This is a genomic window from Rhodopseudomonas faecalis (genome assembly GCF_003217325.1).
GTDB classification, from domain to species: Bacteria; Pseudomonadota; Alphaproteobacteria; order Rhizobiales; family Xanthobacteraceae; genus Rhodopseudomonas; species Rhodopseudomonas faecalis.
This window is the reverse complement of record NZ_QJTI01000002.1, coordinates 171,554-187,509: the sequence shown is the minus strand read 5'-3', so window position 1 is coordinate 187,509 and position 15,956 is coordinate 171,554. Positions and strand designations below refer to the sequence as shown.

Annotated in this window: 16 protein-coding genes; all 16 read right to left on the bottom strand. The window is 67.0% G+C overall.

Going from position 1 to position 15,956, the window contains the following annotated elements:
• Window positions 1-48: 48 nt before the first annotated feature.
• Window positions 49-1,149, bottom strand: a complete 1,101-nt coding sequence (ccmI, locus tag BJ122_RS02605) for a c-type cytochrome biogenesis protein CcmI (RefSeq protein ID WP_110779600.1) — start codon at window positions 1,147-1,149, stop codon at window positions 49-51.
• Between the two features lie 123 nt (window positions 1,150-1,272).
• On the bottom strand, window positions 1,273-2,667 hold the full coding sequence (locus BJ122_RS02600; RefSeq protein ID WP_110779599.1) for a hypothetical protein: 1,395 nt from the start codon (window positions 2,665-2,667) through the stop codon (window positions 1,273-1,275).
• A 162-nt stretch (window positions 2,668-2,829) separates the two neighbouring features.
• Window positions 2,830-3,294: an RT0821/Lpp0805 family surface protein gene (locus BJ122_RS02595; protein ID WP_110779598.1), complete on the bottom strand. Its 465-nt coding sequence runs from the start codon at window positions 3,292-3,294 to the stop codon at window positions 2,830-2,832.
• A gap of 117 nt (window positions 3,295-3,411) precedes the next feature.
• Complete coding sequence (locus BJ122_RS02590; protein ID WP_110779597.1) at window positions 3,412-4,788, bottom strand: sensor histidine kinase; 1,377 nt, start codon at window positions 4,786-4,788, stop codon at window positions 3,412-3,414.
• 30 nt (window positions 4,789-4,818) lie between these two features.
• Window positions 4,819-5,487, bottom strand: a complete 669-nt coding sequence (locus BJ122_RS02585) for a response regulator transcription factor (RefSeq protein ID WP_027277840.1) — start codon at window positions 5,485-5,487, stop codon at window positions 4,819-4,821.
• A 125-nt stretch (window positions 5,488-5,612) separates the two neighbouring features.
• Entirely contained in the window at window positions 5,613-6,092 is a 480-nt protein-coding gene (locus BJ122_RS02580; protein ID WP_110779596.1) for a hypothetical protein, read from the bottom strand.
• Window positions 6,092-6,535, bottom strand: coding sequence for a hypothetical protein (locus tag BJ122_RS02575; RefSeq protein WP_110779595.1), 444 nt, complete (start codon window positions 6,533-6,535; stop codon window positions 6,092-6,094). The genes BJ122_RS02580 and BJ122_RS02575 overlap by 1 nt, the downstream gene beginning before the upstream one ends.
• Before the next feature lie 35 nt (window positions 6,536-6,570).
• Window positions 6,571-7,371, bottom strand: a complete 801-nt coding sequence (locus BJ122_RS02570) for a glycoside hydrolase family 108 protein (RefSeq protein WP_245407581.1) — start codon at window positions 7,369-7,371, stop codon at window positions 6,571-6,573.
• Between the two features lie 37 nt (window positions 7,372-7,408).
• Window positions 7,409-8,851: a DUF2793 domain-containing protein gene (locus BJ122_RS02565; protein ID WP_110779594.1), complete on the bottom strand. Its 1,443-nt coding sequence runs from the start codon at window positions 8,849-8,851 to the stop codon at window positions 7,409-7,411.
• Window positions 8,852-8,876: 25 nt separating this feature from the next.
• Window positions 8,877-12,722 (bottom strand): baseplate multidomain protein megatron, encoded by a 3,846-nt coding sequence (locus BJ122_RS02560; RefSeq protein ID WP_110779767.1) that lies wholly within the window; start codon window positions 12,720-12,722, stop codon window positions 8,877-8,879.
• The gene (locus tag BJ122_RS02555) at window positions 12,722-13,156 is read right to left on the bottom strand and encodes an NlpC/P60 family protein (protein ID WP_110779766.1); all 435 of its coding nucleotides are present in this window, start codon (window positions 13,154-13,156) and stop codon (window positions 12,722-12,724) included. The genes BJ122_RS02560 and BJ122_RS02555 overlap by 1 nt, the downstream gene beginning before the upstream one ends.
• A 51-nt stretch (window positions 13,157-13,207) precedes the next feature.
• On the bottom strand, window positions 13,208-14,107 hold the full coding sequence (locus BJ122_RS02550; RefSeq protein ID WP_110779593.1) for a DUF2163 domain-containing protein: 900 nt from the start codon (window positions 14,105-14,107) through the stop codon (window positions 13,208-13,210).
• A 24-nt stretch (window positions 14,108-14,131) separates the two neighbouring features.
• A complete protein-coding gene (locus BJ122_RS02545; RefSeq protein WP_110779592.1) occupies window positions 14,132-14,770 on the bottom strand; it encodes a DUF2460 domain-containing protein in 639 nt (212 codons plus the stop codon).
• Between the two features lie 61 nt (window positions 14,771-14,831).
• The gene (locus BJ122_RS02540; RefSeq protein ID WP_110779591.1) at window positions 14,832-15,416 is read right to left on the bottom strand and encodes a phage tail tape measure protein; all 585 of its coding nucleotides are present in this window, start codon (window positions 15,414-15,416) and stop codon (window positions 14,832-14,834) included.
• Window positions 15,406-15,633, bottom strand: a complete 228-nt coding sequence (locus BJ122_RS02535) for a rcc01693 family protein (RefSeq protein WP_110779590.1) — start codon at window positions 15,631-15,633, stop codon at window positions 15,406-15,408. The genes BJ122_RS02540 and BJ122_RS02535 overlap by 11 nt, the downstream gene beginning before the upstream one ends.
• Window positions 15,633-15,950, bottom strand: a complete 318-nt coding sequence (locus tag BJ122_RS02530) for a gene transfer agent family protein (protein ID WP_110779589.1) — start codon at window positions 15,948-15,950, stop codon at window positions 15,633-15,635. Before BJ122_RS02530 ends, BJ122_RS02535 begins: the two co-directional genes overlap by 1 nt.
• Window positions 15,951-15,956: the final 6 nt, after the last annotated feature.

Here is a 15,956-nt window from a genome sequence, read left to right as displayed (position 1 = left end):
GTCCTGCGCGGCGGCCGTGTCGCGGGCGGCGCCAGGCCGCCCCCAGGCTTAGCCGTCCAGTCCGAGGCTTTTCAGTCCCGCATCGAGCTGCTTGAGGCGTTCCGCGTTGCCGGCCAGCGCCTGGCGCGCCTCGGCGAGAGCGGTCTGCGCCTTGTCGCGCTCGCCCATCACCATATAGGCGCGCAGCAAGCGCAGCCATCCCTCGACGTCATCACCATTCTGCTTGAGCCGGGTCGCCAGCCGGTCGACCATGCCTTGAATCATGGCGTTGCGCTCAGCGGGGCTGAGATCCTTGTTGGCGTCGAGCGCCTCCAGGCTCGGCTGGCTGCCCCCGGACACCCGCGCCAGCGCCGCCTCGACGGTCGGCCGCCACGTCGCATCCTCCGGGCCCTTGTCGAGCATCGCGCGCCAGATCGCGGCGGCATCGGCATTGCGGCCGTCCTGCTCGGCGGCAAGGCCGGTGAAATAGCGCGCCTTCGGATCATCGGAATCAAGCGCCAGCGCGCGCTCGAATTCCGCCTTGGCATCGGCGGTGATCACGCCGCCGGCGGCCGCGGTCAGCGCTTCGCCAAGATCGGTGCGGCGCTCGGCACTCTCGGCACCATAGGTGAGCGCATTGCGATAGGCGCGCGCCGCGTCGTCATAGCGCCGCAGCCGCATCAGCACCGGCGCCAGCACGGTCCAGCCGCGGGCATCGGTCGGGTTCTTCTCAAGATGGGCTTCGACCTTGGCGATCAGGTTTTCGATCGGTTCGGCGGCGGTCGCGGTCTGGGTACGCGCGGCCGAGGGCCGGCCTGCGATCTGCGGCGATCCGAGTTGCAGATAGACTACAACCGCCAGCGCCGGCACGCCCAGCAATCCGATCAGGGCCACCGCCCGGCGCATCCCGGTGCGGCCGGTCATGGTGCCGGCGTTTTGTTCCTGATCGGCGGCGGCGAGCAGCCGGCGGCCGATCTCGACCTTGGCGGCCTCGGCCTCGGACGGGCCGATCAGGCCGACCGCGGCGTCGCGTTCCAGCTCGGCCAGCTGATCCTTATAGACGACAACCTCTTTGCCCTCGCGCAGCGGCTGGCCACGGCGGCCAAGCGGCCACACGATGGCAAACACCGCCGCGATCGTCATCGTCGCGAACACAAACCACAGCGTCATCAATAGGCTGATCCGGGTGAGAAGTCAGGATCGGGCATTCCGGTGCCATCGGTTACACCACGCCCGATACGCCCGCGCAATCGCGATTTATCGCCCCGGCTGGCCTTGCTGCGCCGCAAGCGATCAGCTGGCGCGGCTGGCCTTGCGTTCCACCGCCACCAGGGCGTTTTCCGCCGCTCGGCTCATGGTGGCGGCATAATCGCGGCCGTACAGCACTTCGCAGAACCGGATCGCGGCATCCATCTGCATCTGCCGGAACGCTTTGACCCGCGAATCGCCGCCGCGCAGCGACTGCACCAGCGACTCGGTCGACTTCTCGACATATTGCTGCAGGTCCGAATAGGTGCGCAGCGTCACCTCGTTGATCGCGAGCTCACTGGCAAAGGTGCGGCACACCGCAACAAAGCCGATCAGCGCCTCGACCTCTTCGACCTCAGCCGGATCGACCTTCATGGTCGGGGTGATGTCCTTGTCGGGCCGCTGCCGCAGCAGCCGGCGCACCCGGCCCGGCACGCTCTCGATTTCCGATTTCAGCGCATCGGAGACGCTGACGCGGATCGCGGCGACCTGCCGGCCCCAATTGGAATCGTTGCGCAGATCAAGCTCGGTGCGCACGCCGCGCAGGCCATCGTGGACGATCTTGAGACGTTCGCCAAAATCCTGGAACTGGGCGCGTTTGATGCGGCCGCGCAGTTCGGCGACCTCGTGGCCAAGGTCATGCAGCGCCATGGTGACCGCAACGCCAAACGGGGTTGCCGCCACTTTCAGCTCGTCATCGGAAGCGGCCATGCGCACCGCAATCCGGATGATCTGCCAGGCCGAGGCCAGCCGCTCGATCACCAGCCCCAATGCGAATGGCAGCACGGTCGCGGTTTGCAGCGACGGCACGTTGAGCGAGCCGATCACCGAATTGACCTGACCGTCGCCGAACGCGCCGATATTGCTCGGCAGCTTGCCGGCCAGCGCTTCCAGCACATCGCGGTGACTGAGCACGGCGCCGACCGAGCGCAGATCATCGATCACGGTCTGCGGACCGATCCGCACCAAAATCCGGTGATTGTCGACGCCGGGCGTCACCGCGGTGACATTGCGGATCGCTTCGGCGACCGCGCTCTGCATCAGCCGGGTGGCATGGGCCACTTCCGCCGAATTGCGGCTGCTATTCAGAGAGGATTCAAAGGCTTGCGCCTGCTCGGGCGCGCCGTCACGGCACAGCCATTGCCAGATCTGCGGCAGTGAGCCGCGCCGGATCTGTCCCGGGCGCACCGCGCCGCCATGATCGACCAGATAAGGCTCAAGCGGCCGGAACACCACGCGAGCCGGTTCCTCGCCGCGCGCCGGCGCCGGCTCGTCAGTCTTCCGGACGATTTGCCGCAGCTGACCGAGCACGAAATTGGCAACGGTGACGTCTTCGCCGCGCTCCAACGACCGCTCAAACTCGCGCATCAACAGCGCCTGCGACTGCGGCGGAAGCTGTGCGAGATAGTCTCTCAGCCGCTCGGTCGATGTCTGGCTCATTCTCGCAGGTTCTTAAATGAGTGTTTCGTGCCCCGCATGGCGGCACACGCCCATCTTCACTCAAAGTTCAGTCAACCTCAGGTTTGTATCAGGGCTGCCGTTAAGAAGGTCTTGAAAACCCGGAACACAGTGCTCGCGAATGGCCGGTCTGCTCAGATCACGCTAGCTGGCGGCCGCCGCCCAAGCGCCTTCCGCGCTGCGGCAAACAGTGCCGCGCGCGATATCGAGCTGTCCTGCGATTGAGACGCTGTGTGAATAACCGCGGCAGGTCGCGCCCTGCCGGTTATAGGGCGGGCCTGGGACGATATTGCCGTAATTGCCAGAGCTTGGATTGCGCCACGGCACCGGAGCGCCGGCGACGCCATGGTCGAGCGCATCGAGCTGCGCCTGTGCGGCCAGCCGGCGATCCTCATCGTCGAGTTTGACGCTGATCTTGGGGCTGAGCAGATCGCCTTGGCCGAGTTCCGTGACCGCGGCGGCGGCCGCCTGCTCGTTGCGGCCGGTCAGGCCGGAAGCGCTGAATGAGCGCACCAAACCGCCCGTGCCCGGCGCGTTGCCGCCGGTCACATCGCAACCGGCCAACGCCAAAGCTGCCGCAAGCAGCAAAATGGTGTTCCGCTGGGTCATGGCTCTGTTCAGTCGCACATGGGTTTCACCGCACGCTCGCGGCACGGCATCGACTTCCGTCTAATCTACTCCAATGCGAGGAATGGGGCAGCAAAGCGGCAAGAGGACTGAGTGGTCTCACACCGCCGGCAAGCGCAGCTCGGCGCGCAGGCCCCCGCCCGGCGCCTCGGTCAGCGCCAGGCTGCCGCCATAGAGCGCGGCGAGATCATTGACGATCGACAGGCCGAGACCCGAGCCAGGCTTGCTTTCGTCGAGGCGCTGGCCGCGGCGCAGCACCTTGGCGCGCTCGGCCGGCGACAGGCCGGGGCCGTCATCATCGACCACCACTTGCAACATCGGCTCGGATTCTGCGGCGCTGCGCGGTGCCAGGCTGACATCGATCGACACCCGGCCCGCCGCCCATTTGCAGGCGTTGTCGATCAGATTGCCGACCATCTCCTCAAAATCCTGACGCTCGCCGCGGAACCTGGCTCCGGACGCCATCGAGCATTCGATCGCGAGCCCGCGGCTGCGGTGGATCTTTTCCATGGTACGGCGCAGGCCGTCGATCACCGGCGCGACTTCGGTGATGGTGCCGATGATCGACACCCGCGCCGCGATCCGAGCGCGCTGCAGATGATGGGCGACCTGATCGCGCATCATGTCGGCCTGCTCCAGCACTTTTGCGGCGAATGGATCGGCGTCATGGGCCGAGGCTTCGTTGATGATCACCGATAGCGGCGTTTTCAGCGCATGCGCGAGATTGCCGACATGGGTGCGCGCCCGCTCCACGATCTGGCGGTTGGCGTCGATCAAGGCGTTGGTTTCGCGCGCCAGCGGCGCGATCTCCACCGGGAACTCACCGACCAGCCGCTCGGCGCGCCCGGAGCGGACATCGGCAATCGCGTCGGAAATCCGTTTCAGCGGCGCGAGGCCAAACCGCACCTGAAAAATCGTGGTCAGCACCAGGCCAATCGACAGCGCCACGAATGTGCCGGCGAGATAGTAGTCGAAGGTGCGGGTTTCCTCGAAAATCTCGGTGGCGTCGCCCGCCACCATCACCAGATATTTGCCGTCGCCGCCAAGATCGACCGGCCGCTCGACCACGCGCAAAATCTGCCCTTCCGGGCCATCGACATAACCGAGCCGGACCCCGGCCGCGGTGAGATCGTCAGCGTGGTGCTCGAGTTGCGGCAGCTTGCGGTCCCACAGCGAGCGCGACGCGCGCCGTTCTGGTTTGTCGCCATCGGTGCGCGCCACCTGCCAATACCAGCCCGACAACGGCAGATCGAACAACGGCTCGCCAAGCGACTGGAACTGGCGCTCCGGGGTTTCTTCCGGGGTGGCAACTTCGGCGACCAGCGTGCGCAGATAGAGATTGAGCCGGCGATCGAAGGCGCGTTCGGACGACTGACGATACACCGAGGACAGCACGATGCCGGTCAGCGCCAGCACCACCACCACCCAGGCCGTGGCCGACAGGAACAGCCGCGTCGCGAGCGAACTTCCGCGCATCACTCCCACGTCACGGCGCTCCCGCGGCCATCAGGTCGAACGCGGCGGCGTCAACAGATAGCCGAGGCCGCGCACGGTTTGGATGATATCGACATCGAGCTTCTTGCGGATCCGGCCGACGAACACCTCGATGGTGTTGCTGTCGCGGTCAAAATCCTGATCGTAGAGATGTTCGACCAATTCGGTGCGCGACACCACCCGGCCGGCATGGTGCATCAGATAGGCCAGCAGCCGATATTCATGCGACGTCATCTTGACCGGCGCGCCATTGACGCTGACCCGGCCGGTGCGGGTGTCCAGCACCACCGGGCCGCAGGTCAGCTCAGATTGGGCGTGGCCGGTGCTACGGCGCAGCAGCGCCCGGATCCGCGCCAGCACTTCTTCAAGATGGAACGGCTTGGCGACATAATCGTCCGCGCCGGCGTCAAAGCCCTGCACCTTGTCGCTCCAGCGATCGCGCGCGGTCAGAATCAGCACCGGCATCACCCGGCCGTTGCGGCGCCAGGCTTCCAGCACCGAAATGCCATCCATTTTCGGCAGGCCGATATCCAGCACCACCGCGTCATAGGGCTCGGTATCGCCGAGGAAATGCCCCTCCTCGCCATCGAACGCACGGTCGACGGCATAGCCGGCATCGGTGAGCGCGGCGGTGAGCTGGCGATTGAGATCGGGATCATCTTCGACAACGAGCAGACGCAAGATTCTCTCCGCAAACAAAACAATTTGGCACGATCGCCAGGAGCTGAGGCGATCGGGCGTGAATGGGCGATGAATGGTGCCGCAATGTCATATTACGTTTTGTTCACGCGGTCTGCATCCTGCCATCAACGCCGCCGCGCCGCCGGCGGCGCCGCGGTCTGGCCCACCGCGAAGGTGCGGCCACCGGGACCGGCGCGCAGCACCACGCTGCCAAGGCCGAGACAGGCCGCCAGCAGCAGATAGGCCCATTCCACCGTGGTGCCGGACGACGGATAGGCCCGGCCGGCGATCGCGACATAGGCCGGAATGCCCAGCTGATGCCAGAGCAGCACGGCAAGCTGGCTGTAGATCACCGCGGCAAAGGCGCGCTGCAGCAGCGGACTGTGCCGCGTCGTGGCCAGGAACGCGCCATAGCTCTTGGCCAGCGTCTCCGCATGCTCCTTTTCCACTTCGGCCGCTGCACTGACCAACGCCTTTTCCAGCTCGGCGCGCAATTGCGCCTCGGTGAGCTGCTTGTTCTGATAGTTCTGCACCAGTGTGATCACACGGCCGAGCAATCCATCGGCCAACGGCCCGGCCAGCGCCGCGAGCACTGCCGACAACATCACAGCCCTCCCCGATCAGCCTGCGTCTGCAACTCAGCGGCCGGCGACGGTTCGCCGACCGGGCCGGCTGCCAGCCGCCGCAGCCATTCAAACAACGCGCCGGTGATGGCGAGCGCGAGCGACAGCAGCAACGGCCGATAAGGCTCGGCGACGAAACCGAGCACCAGGGTGGTGAGCGGCGTCCAATCGACGCCGGCCAGCGCCGGAATCACCGCGTCGTGCAGCGCGAGCGCGAGGCCGCCGATCCAGTACAGCCGTGCCAGCAGCACCGAACGCCAGCCGCGCAGCGCGGCGACCGCGCGACTCCCAAGCGAGCCGCTCGTAGCGTGGAAGTCGGCGAGCAAACCGGCAAGCACCGGACGGCGTGCCAACAGCGGCTGCAGCCAAGCCCAATAAGCGACCGCAAGCGCGGCCAGCACCGCCAAGGTCGAGAGCCATTGCATGATGAAGTTTCCATGTTGCGGGGTGGAAAAAGCGATCAGGCCGACGCAGTGACGATCGGGAGTGACACGGTGCCCGGCATCGGTTGCTGCTGGCGGATCACACGCCGGCGCCGCAGCAGCACGATCACAGCCGCCGCGATCACCAGCACGGCGAATGCGATCAGCGCGGTCTCGACCGGGTGTGCGGCAATCAATGAAGGATCGATGAGGGCGACGGTACTGCCCGCCGCCGCGAGCGGCGCCGCCACCTGCCGCACCGGCTGCGCGGGCGGCACAGCGCCTTTGCCCTTGGTGGACGCCTTCGGTGCGGCGGCGGCAGCGCCGCGCGCCATCGCCAATGCCGCCGCGCGCACCTCGGCAACGCGGCGTCCCCAGCCCTTGCCGAACACCGGCCAGGTGCGCAGCGACTTCAAGAACCGCAGCCGCTCATCGCACAGCGCCGCCACCAGCGCGGCGCTGTCGCGCGTCGCCACCGCGGCGATCACCGCATCATTCACCGCCGCACTGCTGTCCGGCAACGCCAGCAGCCGGCGCAGCACCCGCGCCGCACGGCCAATCCCGGAATTCACGCCGTAATCGAACAAGGCATAATCGAGCCCGGCCGGCAGCTCGGAACAGCGCAGCGCGCTCCAATATTTATTGCGATAGATCGCCTTGGCATCGGCGAGCGGCATCGCCTTGACATCGGCGGCCGTGACCTTGCGGCGCTTGAACGCCGCATAGTCAGCAAGCGTGATGCCGTATTTGGTCGGGCCGCCCGGATCTGAGGGATGGTGACTATAGCCGCCCTCATGGGCGAAGAGACGCGCCAGCGCGTCGTCGTAAGACGCCTCCATGATGTTCTCCAAAATGTGGGGTGATGGGCGCGGCGGCTCAGAGATATTGGCCGCCGGTCGCGGTGGTGCCCGCCGCGTTGCCCGGCAGATAATTGGCGCCGCCGCCGTTGCAATTGACGACGCCATTGCCCGATGCGCGATAACGCACGCCGGTCGCGCCCGAACCGGCGAAGCTGACGCCGCTGATCTGCACTAGGCCGAGCAAACTCGCGGCTGCAAAATTCGTAAAGGCCGGGGTGCCGGCCAGCGTCAGCGTGCCGCCCGTCACCTGCACCATGCCGGTGTTGATGGCCGCGGCATGGGCGGCCGCCGCACCGCTGATCGTGTAGTTCACGGCGGCGATGATCTTGCCGCCGCTATCGGCATGAAGATGCGCAGGCCCTGCGACCGCACCGAACTCCATGGCGCCGCTCAGCGTCACCACGCCGCCGGTCAAAGCCGCGACACCAGCGCCGCTGCCGGTGGTGCTAAGTTTCAGCCCGGCCAGCGCCAGCACCGCGCCGTGACTGACCGCAATGGCATGAGCGCCAGCGACCGCGAGCGTGACATTGCCGGGCGCGGCGGTGTCGCCGCGGATCGTGACCGTGCCGCGCCCGGGCAGGAAGCCGGACACCTGCACGCCACCGCTATAGCTACCCGCGGCGAGCTGAATGGTGACGTTGAAGCGGGCGAGATCGAGCGAGCCCCACACCACATCGATGGCGCGCTGCACGGTGCGGAACGCGCCAGCAGCATTGTTGACCAGCCCAGAATTGCCGTCATTGCCGTCGGGGCGCACAAAATAGCTGCGATCGGCGCTCAGCACTTCGCGCGGCCCGCCATTCACCGGAAAGCGCAGCCGGCCGCTGCTGCGTTCGATCACCAAGGCTTCGATCCAAGTCGCGCCATCGGGCGAGACCTTGAAGCGAAAATCATCATCCCCGGCGAGGCCGAATTCCGCCCGACCGGAATAATTATTGGCAAACAGCACCGACGCGGTGTTGCCGGTGTTCTGTTTGGAGAGTTGCAGCCGCACGTCGCCGCTGCCACCGCTGCCAGGATCGATCGCGGCGAACAGCACCGCGTTCGATTTCGCGCACAGCTTGTTCCAGGAATCGGCGCTGGTGTTGACTCCGAGCCGAACGAGATTGTCGAGCGCGAGGGTGCGAACATCGCGCCATTGCGTGCCGTCGAACACGATCATCGCTTCATCGGCGATCGACCACACGCACCAGCCCGCGCGCGGCTGCAAGAACGCCCAGGCGTTGTTCTGAAACGTGGCGACGGCATTGTCTTTGCCGCTCCAGGCGCCGCTGGCGCCGGTGCCGACGATATGACGATCACCATCCGATGGCGCGGCCGGCGGCGCGCTGCGATTGCGGTCGCGCACTGCGATCTGAATCGCGGCATCGAGAATGCGCAGCGCTTCATTATGGGTGACATGCTTTTGCGCTTGGCCTGCTTCGATCAGCGGCAAAGCGAGATTGGCGGTGTCGGTCATCAACAGCCTCACATGGCAAGAGAGATCACAGCGTCAGCAGCCGCGTGGTAGCGAAGCCGGCGCCGACTGCCGCCGACAGCTGCGCGACCCGCACCTGCAATTGCGTCTGCGGCCCGCCGAAATCGGCGACTTCCTGCGCCGCCGGGTACAGAGCTTGCGGCGCGGTGCAGCTGATGCTGCGCACTACGGTGCTGCCGGCCAGGATTTCCAGCAGATAGGCTTCGCTGTCTTCGCCGAGCGGCACTTCGCCGCTCCAGCTATCGGCATCGACCCGGCTGCGCCGTATCCACGACAGCTGCACGCCGGCGCCGGTCCGCTGCGCCCTCAGATGCGCCGGTGCCAGCGGCCGCAGTGCGGTTGGCCCTGGCGTGACGGTCAGCGCTGACGCCATCACGTCGTCATGGCTTCGGCCCGTGGCGGCAACCCGCACCGCTATCGGCCGGCCGAGTGCTTCGCGTCCTCGCGCCAGCGCCACCAGATTGCGATCGAGCAGCACGAGCGGCGCGCCGGCCGGCAGCATCGGCACCATCGCCTGCTCGCTGCCGAGCTGACCACGCAGCAGCCGCGACAAACGATAGGTGTCGTGATCGACCAGCTCGGCTGAACCGAATTGCAGCACTTCCCAGCCTGCCGGCGTGCCGATCGCCGCGGCGTTGCCGCCATCGAAAACAAGAGCGTCCGCGATCGAGGCCAGCGTGCCGCTCGACAACCGAACGCGGAACGAAGTGCCGCGATCCCACAGCGCCAGCGGCCCTGCCGGCAACGGATCGAGCGTCTCGCCGATGGTGCACGGCGCGCGCGCCACCGCCGCCGGTGCAAAGCTCGAACCATCCGGCGAGGTCCAGATCGTCATCTCGCCCGGCCAGGGATCAGCAAACACCGCCAGCCGCGTCAGCGTCGCCGGCTCGACGCTGTCGAGCATCGGCAGATCGAGTGCAATCACTTGCGCCGGGCCGAGTGCCGCCGGCATGTCCGGCGCCAATCGGCGCGGCACCGGCAACGGCGCGGCAAAAACGCTGGGATCAATGCTGCGCGCCTTGACCACGCGATAGTCGGTGTCGATCAGCTCGGTGATCTCATAAAGACCACGGCGCTGCTGCACCGTCAGCGCCACCACATCGCCCGGCACGAGGCCGATATGCGCGCGCCCGAGCGCAAACTGCGCGCTGTCGCGTCCGGCCCACACATCCTGCAAGGTGATCTCGGCGCGCCGGATCGCGGCCTCTGACGAACTGATCACCGCAAGATCAGCGTGCAGCATTCGGCTGGCGCCGCCGACCAGGCGCCGCGAACGCACCGCGGTTCGGCGATAATCAGTATCGGCATCGCTGAAGCCGATCGACATCTCGCGTGGCAGCTCGCTCTCTTGCGCGCGCGTCAGCCGCAAAGGTGCGCCGTTATCGGGCAGCACCAGATCGTGCTCGCCGAACTCGGCCTTCGGCAAGCCGCCGCGCGGCAGAAAGCGCAAGGTGCCGCTAGCCGCGCTGGCATCAAATGCAAATGCCATCGCCAGCGGCTCGATCATGGCGCGCGGCGTCATCGGCCGGTCGACCACATAGCCGTCGCACAGCTCGCGCAGGCTCGACGCATCGACGCCATCAACGCCGGCATCCTCCAGGATCGCACCGACCAGCGCATCGAGCGGCGCGCCGCCCAGCCGGCCGGTCAGCCAATGCCCGGTCTGCCAATTGGCGGCGTCGCTCCAAACTTGTTCGGCAGCCGGAAACGCCGGAAACGGCCGTGCGTCCCAGGTCCACAGATAGATCGCGCTTGGCTCGACCATGCGGCCGCCATAGCGCGGCGACAGCGGATTGAACGCAGCGGATGCACCAAATGCCGGATCGAAACTGCCGAGCACCGCCTCGAGATAGCGGCGCTGCATCAGGTCGTCGCGCTCGCCAGAGGAGAAATGCGGCGCAAAATTCTCGCTGGATTTTGGGTCGGGAAACACGCTCGGCTGATTGGCGCCTTTGTCGACGGCGGGGCAGCCGAGTTCGGTGAGCCAGATCGGCTTGCTCATCGGCGTCCACGCGGTCGGCGTTGTCAGCTCGACGCCGCCGACACGCTCATAATGAGCACTGCCCCACCAGTTCCACAGATCCTTAGGCCGATAGAGCCAGGGCTTGCCGAGCCCGTCGGTGATCGGCAGCCGCTGCTGCGCCATGCGGCCGGCCTGATCGGCATAGTACCAGTCATAGGCTTCGCCGCCGCGCAGATTGCCGGCGAGATAGTCGCGCTCATAGATCGATGCGCTGCCGGCGGCGTCGAGATGATCGCCACCATCGCGCCAATCGGCGAGCGGTGCATAGTAATCGATGCCGACCGCGTCGATCGCGGGTGACGCCCACAGCGCATCGAGCGGAAAGCGCAGCTCGCTGGCGTCCGGCGTGACGACATCGGCGCCATATTCGGTCCAGTCGGCGCCGTAGCTGACCAGGGTTGAGCTGCCGACGATCGCTTTGACCTCGGCTGCCAGCGACACCAGCGCCGACACCGCCGGATAAACGCCGCTGCCGGAGCGCACCCGCGTCAACGCTTTCAGCTCCGAGCCGATCAGCAGCGCGTCGACGCCGCCGGCATCGCGCGAAAGCCGCGCATAGTGCAGCACCATACGCCGATAATTCCAATCGCCGCCGGTGAAGAACGCCGCAACTTGGCTCGCCGCCGCCGCGCTGCCTTGCGGCGAGCCGGGACGGCCCGGCGCCGGATCGCAAGTGATCCGGCCGCGCCACGGGTAAGCCGGCTGGCTCGCCGCGCCGGTCCAGGGATCGGGCAGCGCATTGCCGGGCGCGATGTCCATCATCACAAACGGATAGAGCGTCACGCGCAGGCCGCGTGCTTTCAGCTCGCTGATCAATTGCCGCACGCTGTCATCGGATGGCGTGCCGCCATAAGCCGGCCGGCCATCAACCTGCGACACCTGATAGGCAAAGGTGCGGCTGACGCCATCGACCGACCAGCTCAGCGGCCAGGTGACTTTGCTGAGATTGTCGATGCCGGGCCGCACCCGGCACTGCCCGGCACGCAGATCTGTGCCGAACCACGCCACCACCACCGCAACCCGCGTCAGATTCGGGCACAGCGTCTGCAACTCATCGAGCGCGGCTTCGACATCGGAGGCCGCGGTGCTGACATGGCGATTTTCCGGCGCCGAGCTGCCGTAGCCGCGCAGCTGCACTACCGTCGAGGGCGCGTAGCCGAATTCGGTGCTGCCCGGGATCAGCGTCACCGCGCGCACCATGCGCTCAAGCGCGCCAACCGGCCGGATGATTTCGAACGACAATTGCGGAATGCGATTGCCGAAATCCTGCAGCGCCATCCGTTCGAACACCACATAGGCCAGGCCGCGATAGGCCGGTGCATTGGCCGCACCTTCGCGCGCCACGATCAGTTCGTCCGGCTGCTGCTGCTCACCGCCGCGGTGCACGCGGATGGCGAATTGCGAGCGATCGAGCGGCCGACCGTCGGCCCAGATCCGGCCCACTTGTGCGATCTCGCCCTCGCACAGCCCCACCGCGAAATTGGCGAAGTAACTATAGGTCGTGGTGGTCACGCTCTGGCCGCCGCCACCACCGCCCTTGCCGCCCGACGAGCGCTGCACCGTGACCACTTCTTCGAGCGCCGTTGCCCAGATCACCTGCCCGGCGAGCCGCGCGCGGCCATAGACCCGCGCGATCGGCGCGCCTTCGGTCGAAGCCATCACATCGAGATCGGCGAGCCGCGGCCCCTCGACGCTGCGTTCGGCGCCAAACAGCGAGCGATCGAGGGCATTGCCAACCAGCGCGCCCGCGAGCCGACCGGCGATCGCGCCGATCGGTCCAAACAATGCGCCGACCGCTCCGCCGGCAACCGACAATACCAGCGCCGCCATCATTGCACTCCCGGAAAGGAAAAGGCCTGAACCAAGCGCCGCCGCCACCAGGGCGTGATCGCGATCTCGCACACCGAGGCGCCGTCATGAGCATGGATCATGCGATCGGCCGCGCTGGCGATCGCGACATGCTTGGCGAGACAGCCGTCGCGATAGCGAAACAGCAGCACGTCGCCGGCCGCGAATTCCGCAGACGGCCTCAGGTGACGCAGTGCCGCTTGCTGCAGCGTCTCGACGCTGCCCGCCTCAGCCCAATCCGGCGCATAAGGCGGAGGCAATTCCGGCTCAGCGCCAAGACAGCCGCGCCACACGCCGCGCACCAGGCCAAGGCAATCACAACCGACGCCTTTCACCGAAGCTTGGTGCCGATAGGGCGTGCCGATCCAGCTACGCGCCTCTTCAAGCAGCGCGGCGCGTGTCACGGCAGCGTTCATCATAGCCCCTCCACCTGCAGTTGCCGGCGATGCAGCCGAGGCCCAGCGCGCTCAGGAAACGCTCGGACCGCCGCGCCCGGAGCCGCCGCTCCGGCCCGGCACGGGATAGCTGATGACGAAGTCATTGCCGGGGATCTGCGGAAAGCCGCGAAAATTGACGGCATTGCCGAAACGATCGCGGCAAGTGGCAAAGCGCTTGTCGCAGCCGGCGCTGATCGCGAAGCGGTCGCCGACCGCGATCAGCGCCGCACTCGCCTGCCACAGCGTCAATTGCGTTTCGGCTGCGCGGCGGCGATGCAGCTTGATCTCGATCGCCGCACCAATATTGGCGCCGCTCGACCAGCTCAGCCGCCCGGCGGTGAACAGCCCGTCGACAAAACTCTCAAGCCCGCTGACGGTGATCAGCGACGGCGACAGCGCGGCGGTGACCACGCCGCTGCCACGCCACGACGCCGCATTCAGATTGACGCGGCAGCGCCCATCGCCGAGATCGGCGCCGCAATGGGCGGTGTAGAGCCGCCCGCTCTCTTGCGACAATAGATCGGCAAGGCCGCGCAGCTCGGCGGTGAACGCCTGGCCCTCGCGCCGCACCTCGCCAAGACTGCCGCGCGCGGTGAGCAGCAGCAGCGACGGATCGCTCCAATCGACCAGCCAGCTTTCCACCTGCGCGGCGTCATAGCGCCCAGCGGCGAGGTCGTGCTCGCTCAGCGTGTCGTCGGATAACGCGCCAGAAATCTCGGCGCTCTCCACCGACAGATCGAAGCGGCTGCTGGCTTCAGAAGCGCTCAATCCGCTGGCAGCGCGGCAAACTACGCCGTTCACTATCAAATCGCGGTCGTGGTCGGTAAAGCCCTGCACCACGCCGTCGCGGCGCCGGATGACCCAGCACTGCGCCAGCGTGGTGACGCCGGCATCGAGCCTCGCCTGCAAGGCGGCTGGCACGCTGCGCATCGGTAGCTCCTTTGCTTTGCGCCATCACGGCACAATTTCCAGCAGTGGAATTTTGGGAATGGCGCCGGCCGCGAATGCCGCGAGATCAACTTCGAGATAATCGGTGTCGAACCGCACCGGCACATCGAACAGAAAGCCCGCGGTGATCGCGGCGCCTGGCGGCGGCACGGCGGCGGCGTGAAAGGTGACGATGCCGGTTACCGGATCGCAATCGAAGGCGTTGCCGTCGAGTTCATCGCCAGCGACTGCGACACGCACGCTGCCAGCGACCGGCTTGCGGATCGGCCGCTGATAGGGCGCGAATGCTGCGCCATAGCTCTTGGAAAGCGCAAAGCTCGCGGTGACGCCGTCGCCGACGCCGATCGGCTGATCGTGCGGCGATGGCGGCGCGCCGCCCGGCGCCGAACCGTGATCGAGCCGGTCGCGCCAGCGAAAGCCATAGAGCCGACCGCGGCGTTCCTCAAAGAACGCCACCACAGCCTGCAATTCGGCGATGGTTTTCACGCCATAGCCGGCGTCATAGCGCCGCCGCGAATGCGCCCAGCGCGCGTTGCGTTGCTCACGACCAGAACCGAAGCTGACGATCTCGGTGCGCCGCTCCGGACCGCCGGCGCTGCGCAGCGCGATGTCGAGCGGAAACAGAATGTCGTGAAAGCCGGTCATCGGCGTTCCTTGCTACGCTGATCGCCGCCACGCGGGGGCGATGGAGGCGAATGAGGCTCGGTCACATCGCGCGCCGGCCGCGCGCCACCGCGCGGGCGATCTGCCCGGTGAGGTAGCTTTCGGAGCGGCGGAAACTGTCGGCATCGGGCGTCGCGATCTGAATATTGACGGTGACCGCGCCGCCATCTGGACTGGCAACGCCGAGCCGGCCATCGGCGCCGCGCGCCAGCGGCAAGATCGCCTCCGGACCCGCCTCACCGGCGAGGCCAACGCCGCCGCCCAGCATCGGAAAATAGCTCGGCGTGCCGATCACGCCGCCACTGGCAAACGGTTTGATGCCGCCCTGCGCCTGCGGCTGCACCGCGCCGCCAAGGCCACCGATCAGCCCGGACATCAGGCTTTGCAGCCCGCCAGACAGCGCGTTCTCCAGCGGCTTGAACGCAGCCTTCAGCGCCAGATTGGAGATGCGCAGCGTCAGCGATTTCAGCACGTCATCAAATTGCTTGCCGCCGCTCACCGAACTGGCGAACGCGCCGCTCATGGCGTGGGCAAAGCCGTTCGCGGCACTGGTCAGTTCGCGGGTGCGCTGCGTCAGGCCATCAAGGCTGTCGGCTTGGTCGAGCCAGGCGGGGTCGCTATCGCTCATCACGCGCTCCTTCGCTGCGGTCGGGAAAACGCTGCATCAGCGCCTGCAAGGTGTGACGATCGAGCGGCGCACCAGCATCGCCGCGCCGGGCGCGGATCGCGGCGGCGAGTTCGCGCGGCGTCATGCTCCAGAACGCGGCTGGTGACAGCCGCAGCACGCCTAGGCCAAATCCGATCGCCGCCGCCCAGGGGAACGGCTGGCGTTGCGCTGCGCTCATCACAGGCCGCCATCGTCAAAGGTCGCGGCGATCAAAGCGGCCGCGATGCGCACATAGCCGGTTGCGCCACCCTCGACCGCCATCGCCGCGACTTCGTCGTCGCTGACCGCCTCGCCCGCGCCGCGCAGTCCGCAGCCGATGATGCGGATCAGATCACGTGCCTTGAGCCGGCCAGCGCCGAACCGCTCGGCGAGCGCCACCAGATCGGGCGCGGCAAACGCCGCTTCAAGCTCAGCGAGCGCGCCGAGCGTCAGCACCAGCGTGCGCCGCCGCCCGCCAAGCTCGGCGTCGATCTCGCCGCGATATCGATTGGCCATTGCGCG

Coding starts and splice junctions, on each gene's coding strand:
- ccmI (WP_110779600.1), bottom strand. CDS start 1,149: ATGACGCTGTGGTTTGTGTTCGCGACGATGACGATCGCGGCGGTGTTT.
- BJ122_RS02600 (WP_110779599.1), bottom strand. CDS start 2,667: ATGAGCCAGACATCGACCGAGCGGCTGAGAGACTATCTCGCACAGCTT.
- BJ122_RS02595 (WP_110779598.1), bottom strand. CDS start 3,294: ATGACCCAGCGGAACACCATTTTGCTGCTTGCGGCAGCTTTGGCGTTG.
- BJ122_RS02590 (WP_110779597.1), bottom strand. CDS start 4,788: ATGCGCGGAAGTTCGCTCGCGACGCGGCTGTTCCTGTCGGCCACGGCC.
- BJ122_RS02580 (WP_110779596.1), bottom strand. CDS start 6,092: ATGTTGTCGGCAGTGCTCGCGGCGCTGGCCGGGCCGTTGGCCGATGGA.
- BJ122_RS02575 (WP_110779595.1), bottom strand. CDS start 6,535: ATGCAATGGCTCTCGACCTTGGCGGTGCTGGCCGCGCTTGCGGTCGCT.
- BJ122_RS02570 (WP_245407581.1), bottom strand. CDS start 7,371: ATGGAGGCGTCTTACGACGACGCGCTGGCGCGTCTCTTCGCCCATGAG.
- BJ122_RS02565 (WP_110779594.1), bottom strand. CDS start 8,851: ATGACCGACACCGCCAATCTCGCTTTGCCGCTGATCGAAGCAGGCCAA.
- BJ122_RS02560 (WP_110779767.1), bottom strand. CDS start 12,722: ATGGCGGCGCTGGTATTGTCGGTTGCCGGCGGAGCGGTCGGCGCATTG.
- BJ122_RS02555 (WP_110779766.1), bottom strand. CDS start 13,156: ATGAACGCTGCCGTGACACGCGCCGCGCTGCTTGAAGAGGCGCGTAGC.
- BJ122_RS02550 (WP_110779593.1), bottom strand. CDS start 14,107: ATGCGCAGCGTGCCAGCCGCCTTGCAGGCGAGGCTCGATGCCGGCGTC.
- BJ122_RS02545 (WP_110779592.1), bottom strand. CDS start 14,770: ATGACCGGCTTTCACGACATTCTGTTTCCGCTCGACATCGCGCTGCGC.
- BJ122_RS02540 (WP_110779591.1), bottom strand. CDS start 15,416: ATGAGCGATAGCGACCCCGCCTGGCTCGACCAAGCCGACAGCCTTGAT.
- BJ122_RS02535 (WP_110779590.1), bottom strand. CDS start 15,633: ATGAGCGCAGCGCAACGCCAGCCGTTCCCCTGGGCGGCGGCGATCGGA.
- BJ122_RS02530 (WP_110779589.1), bottom strand. CDS start 15,950: ATGGCCAATCGATATCGCGGCGAGATCGACGCCGAGCTTGGCGGGCGG.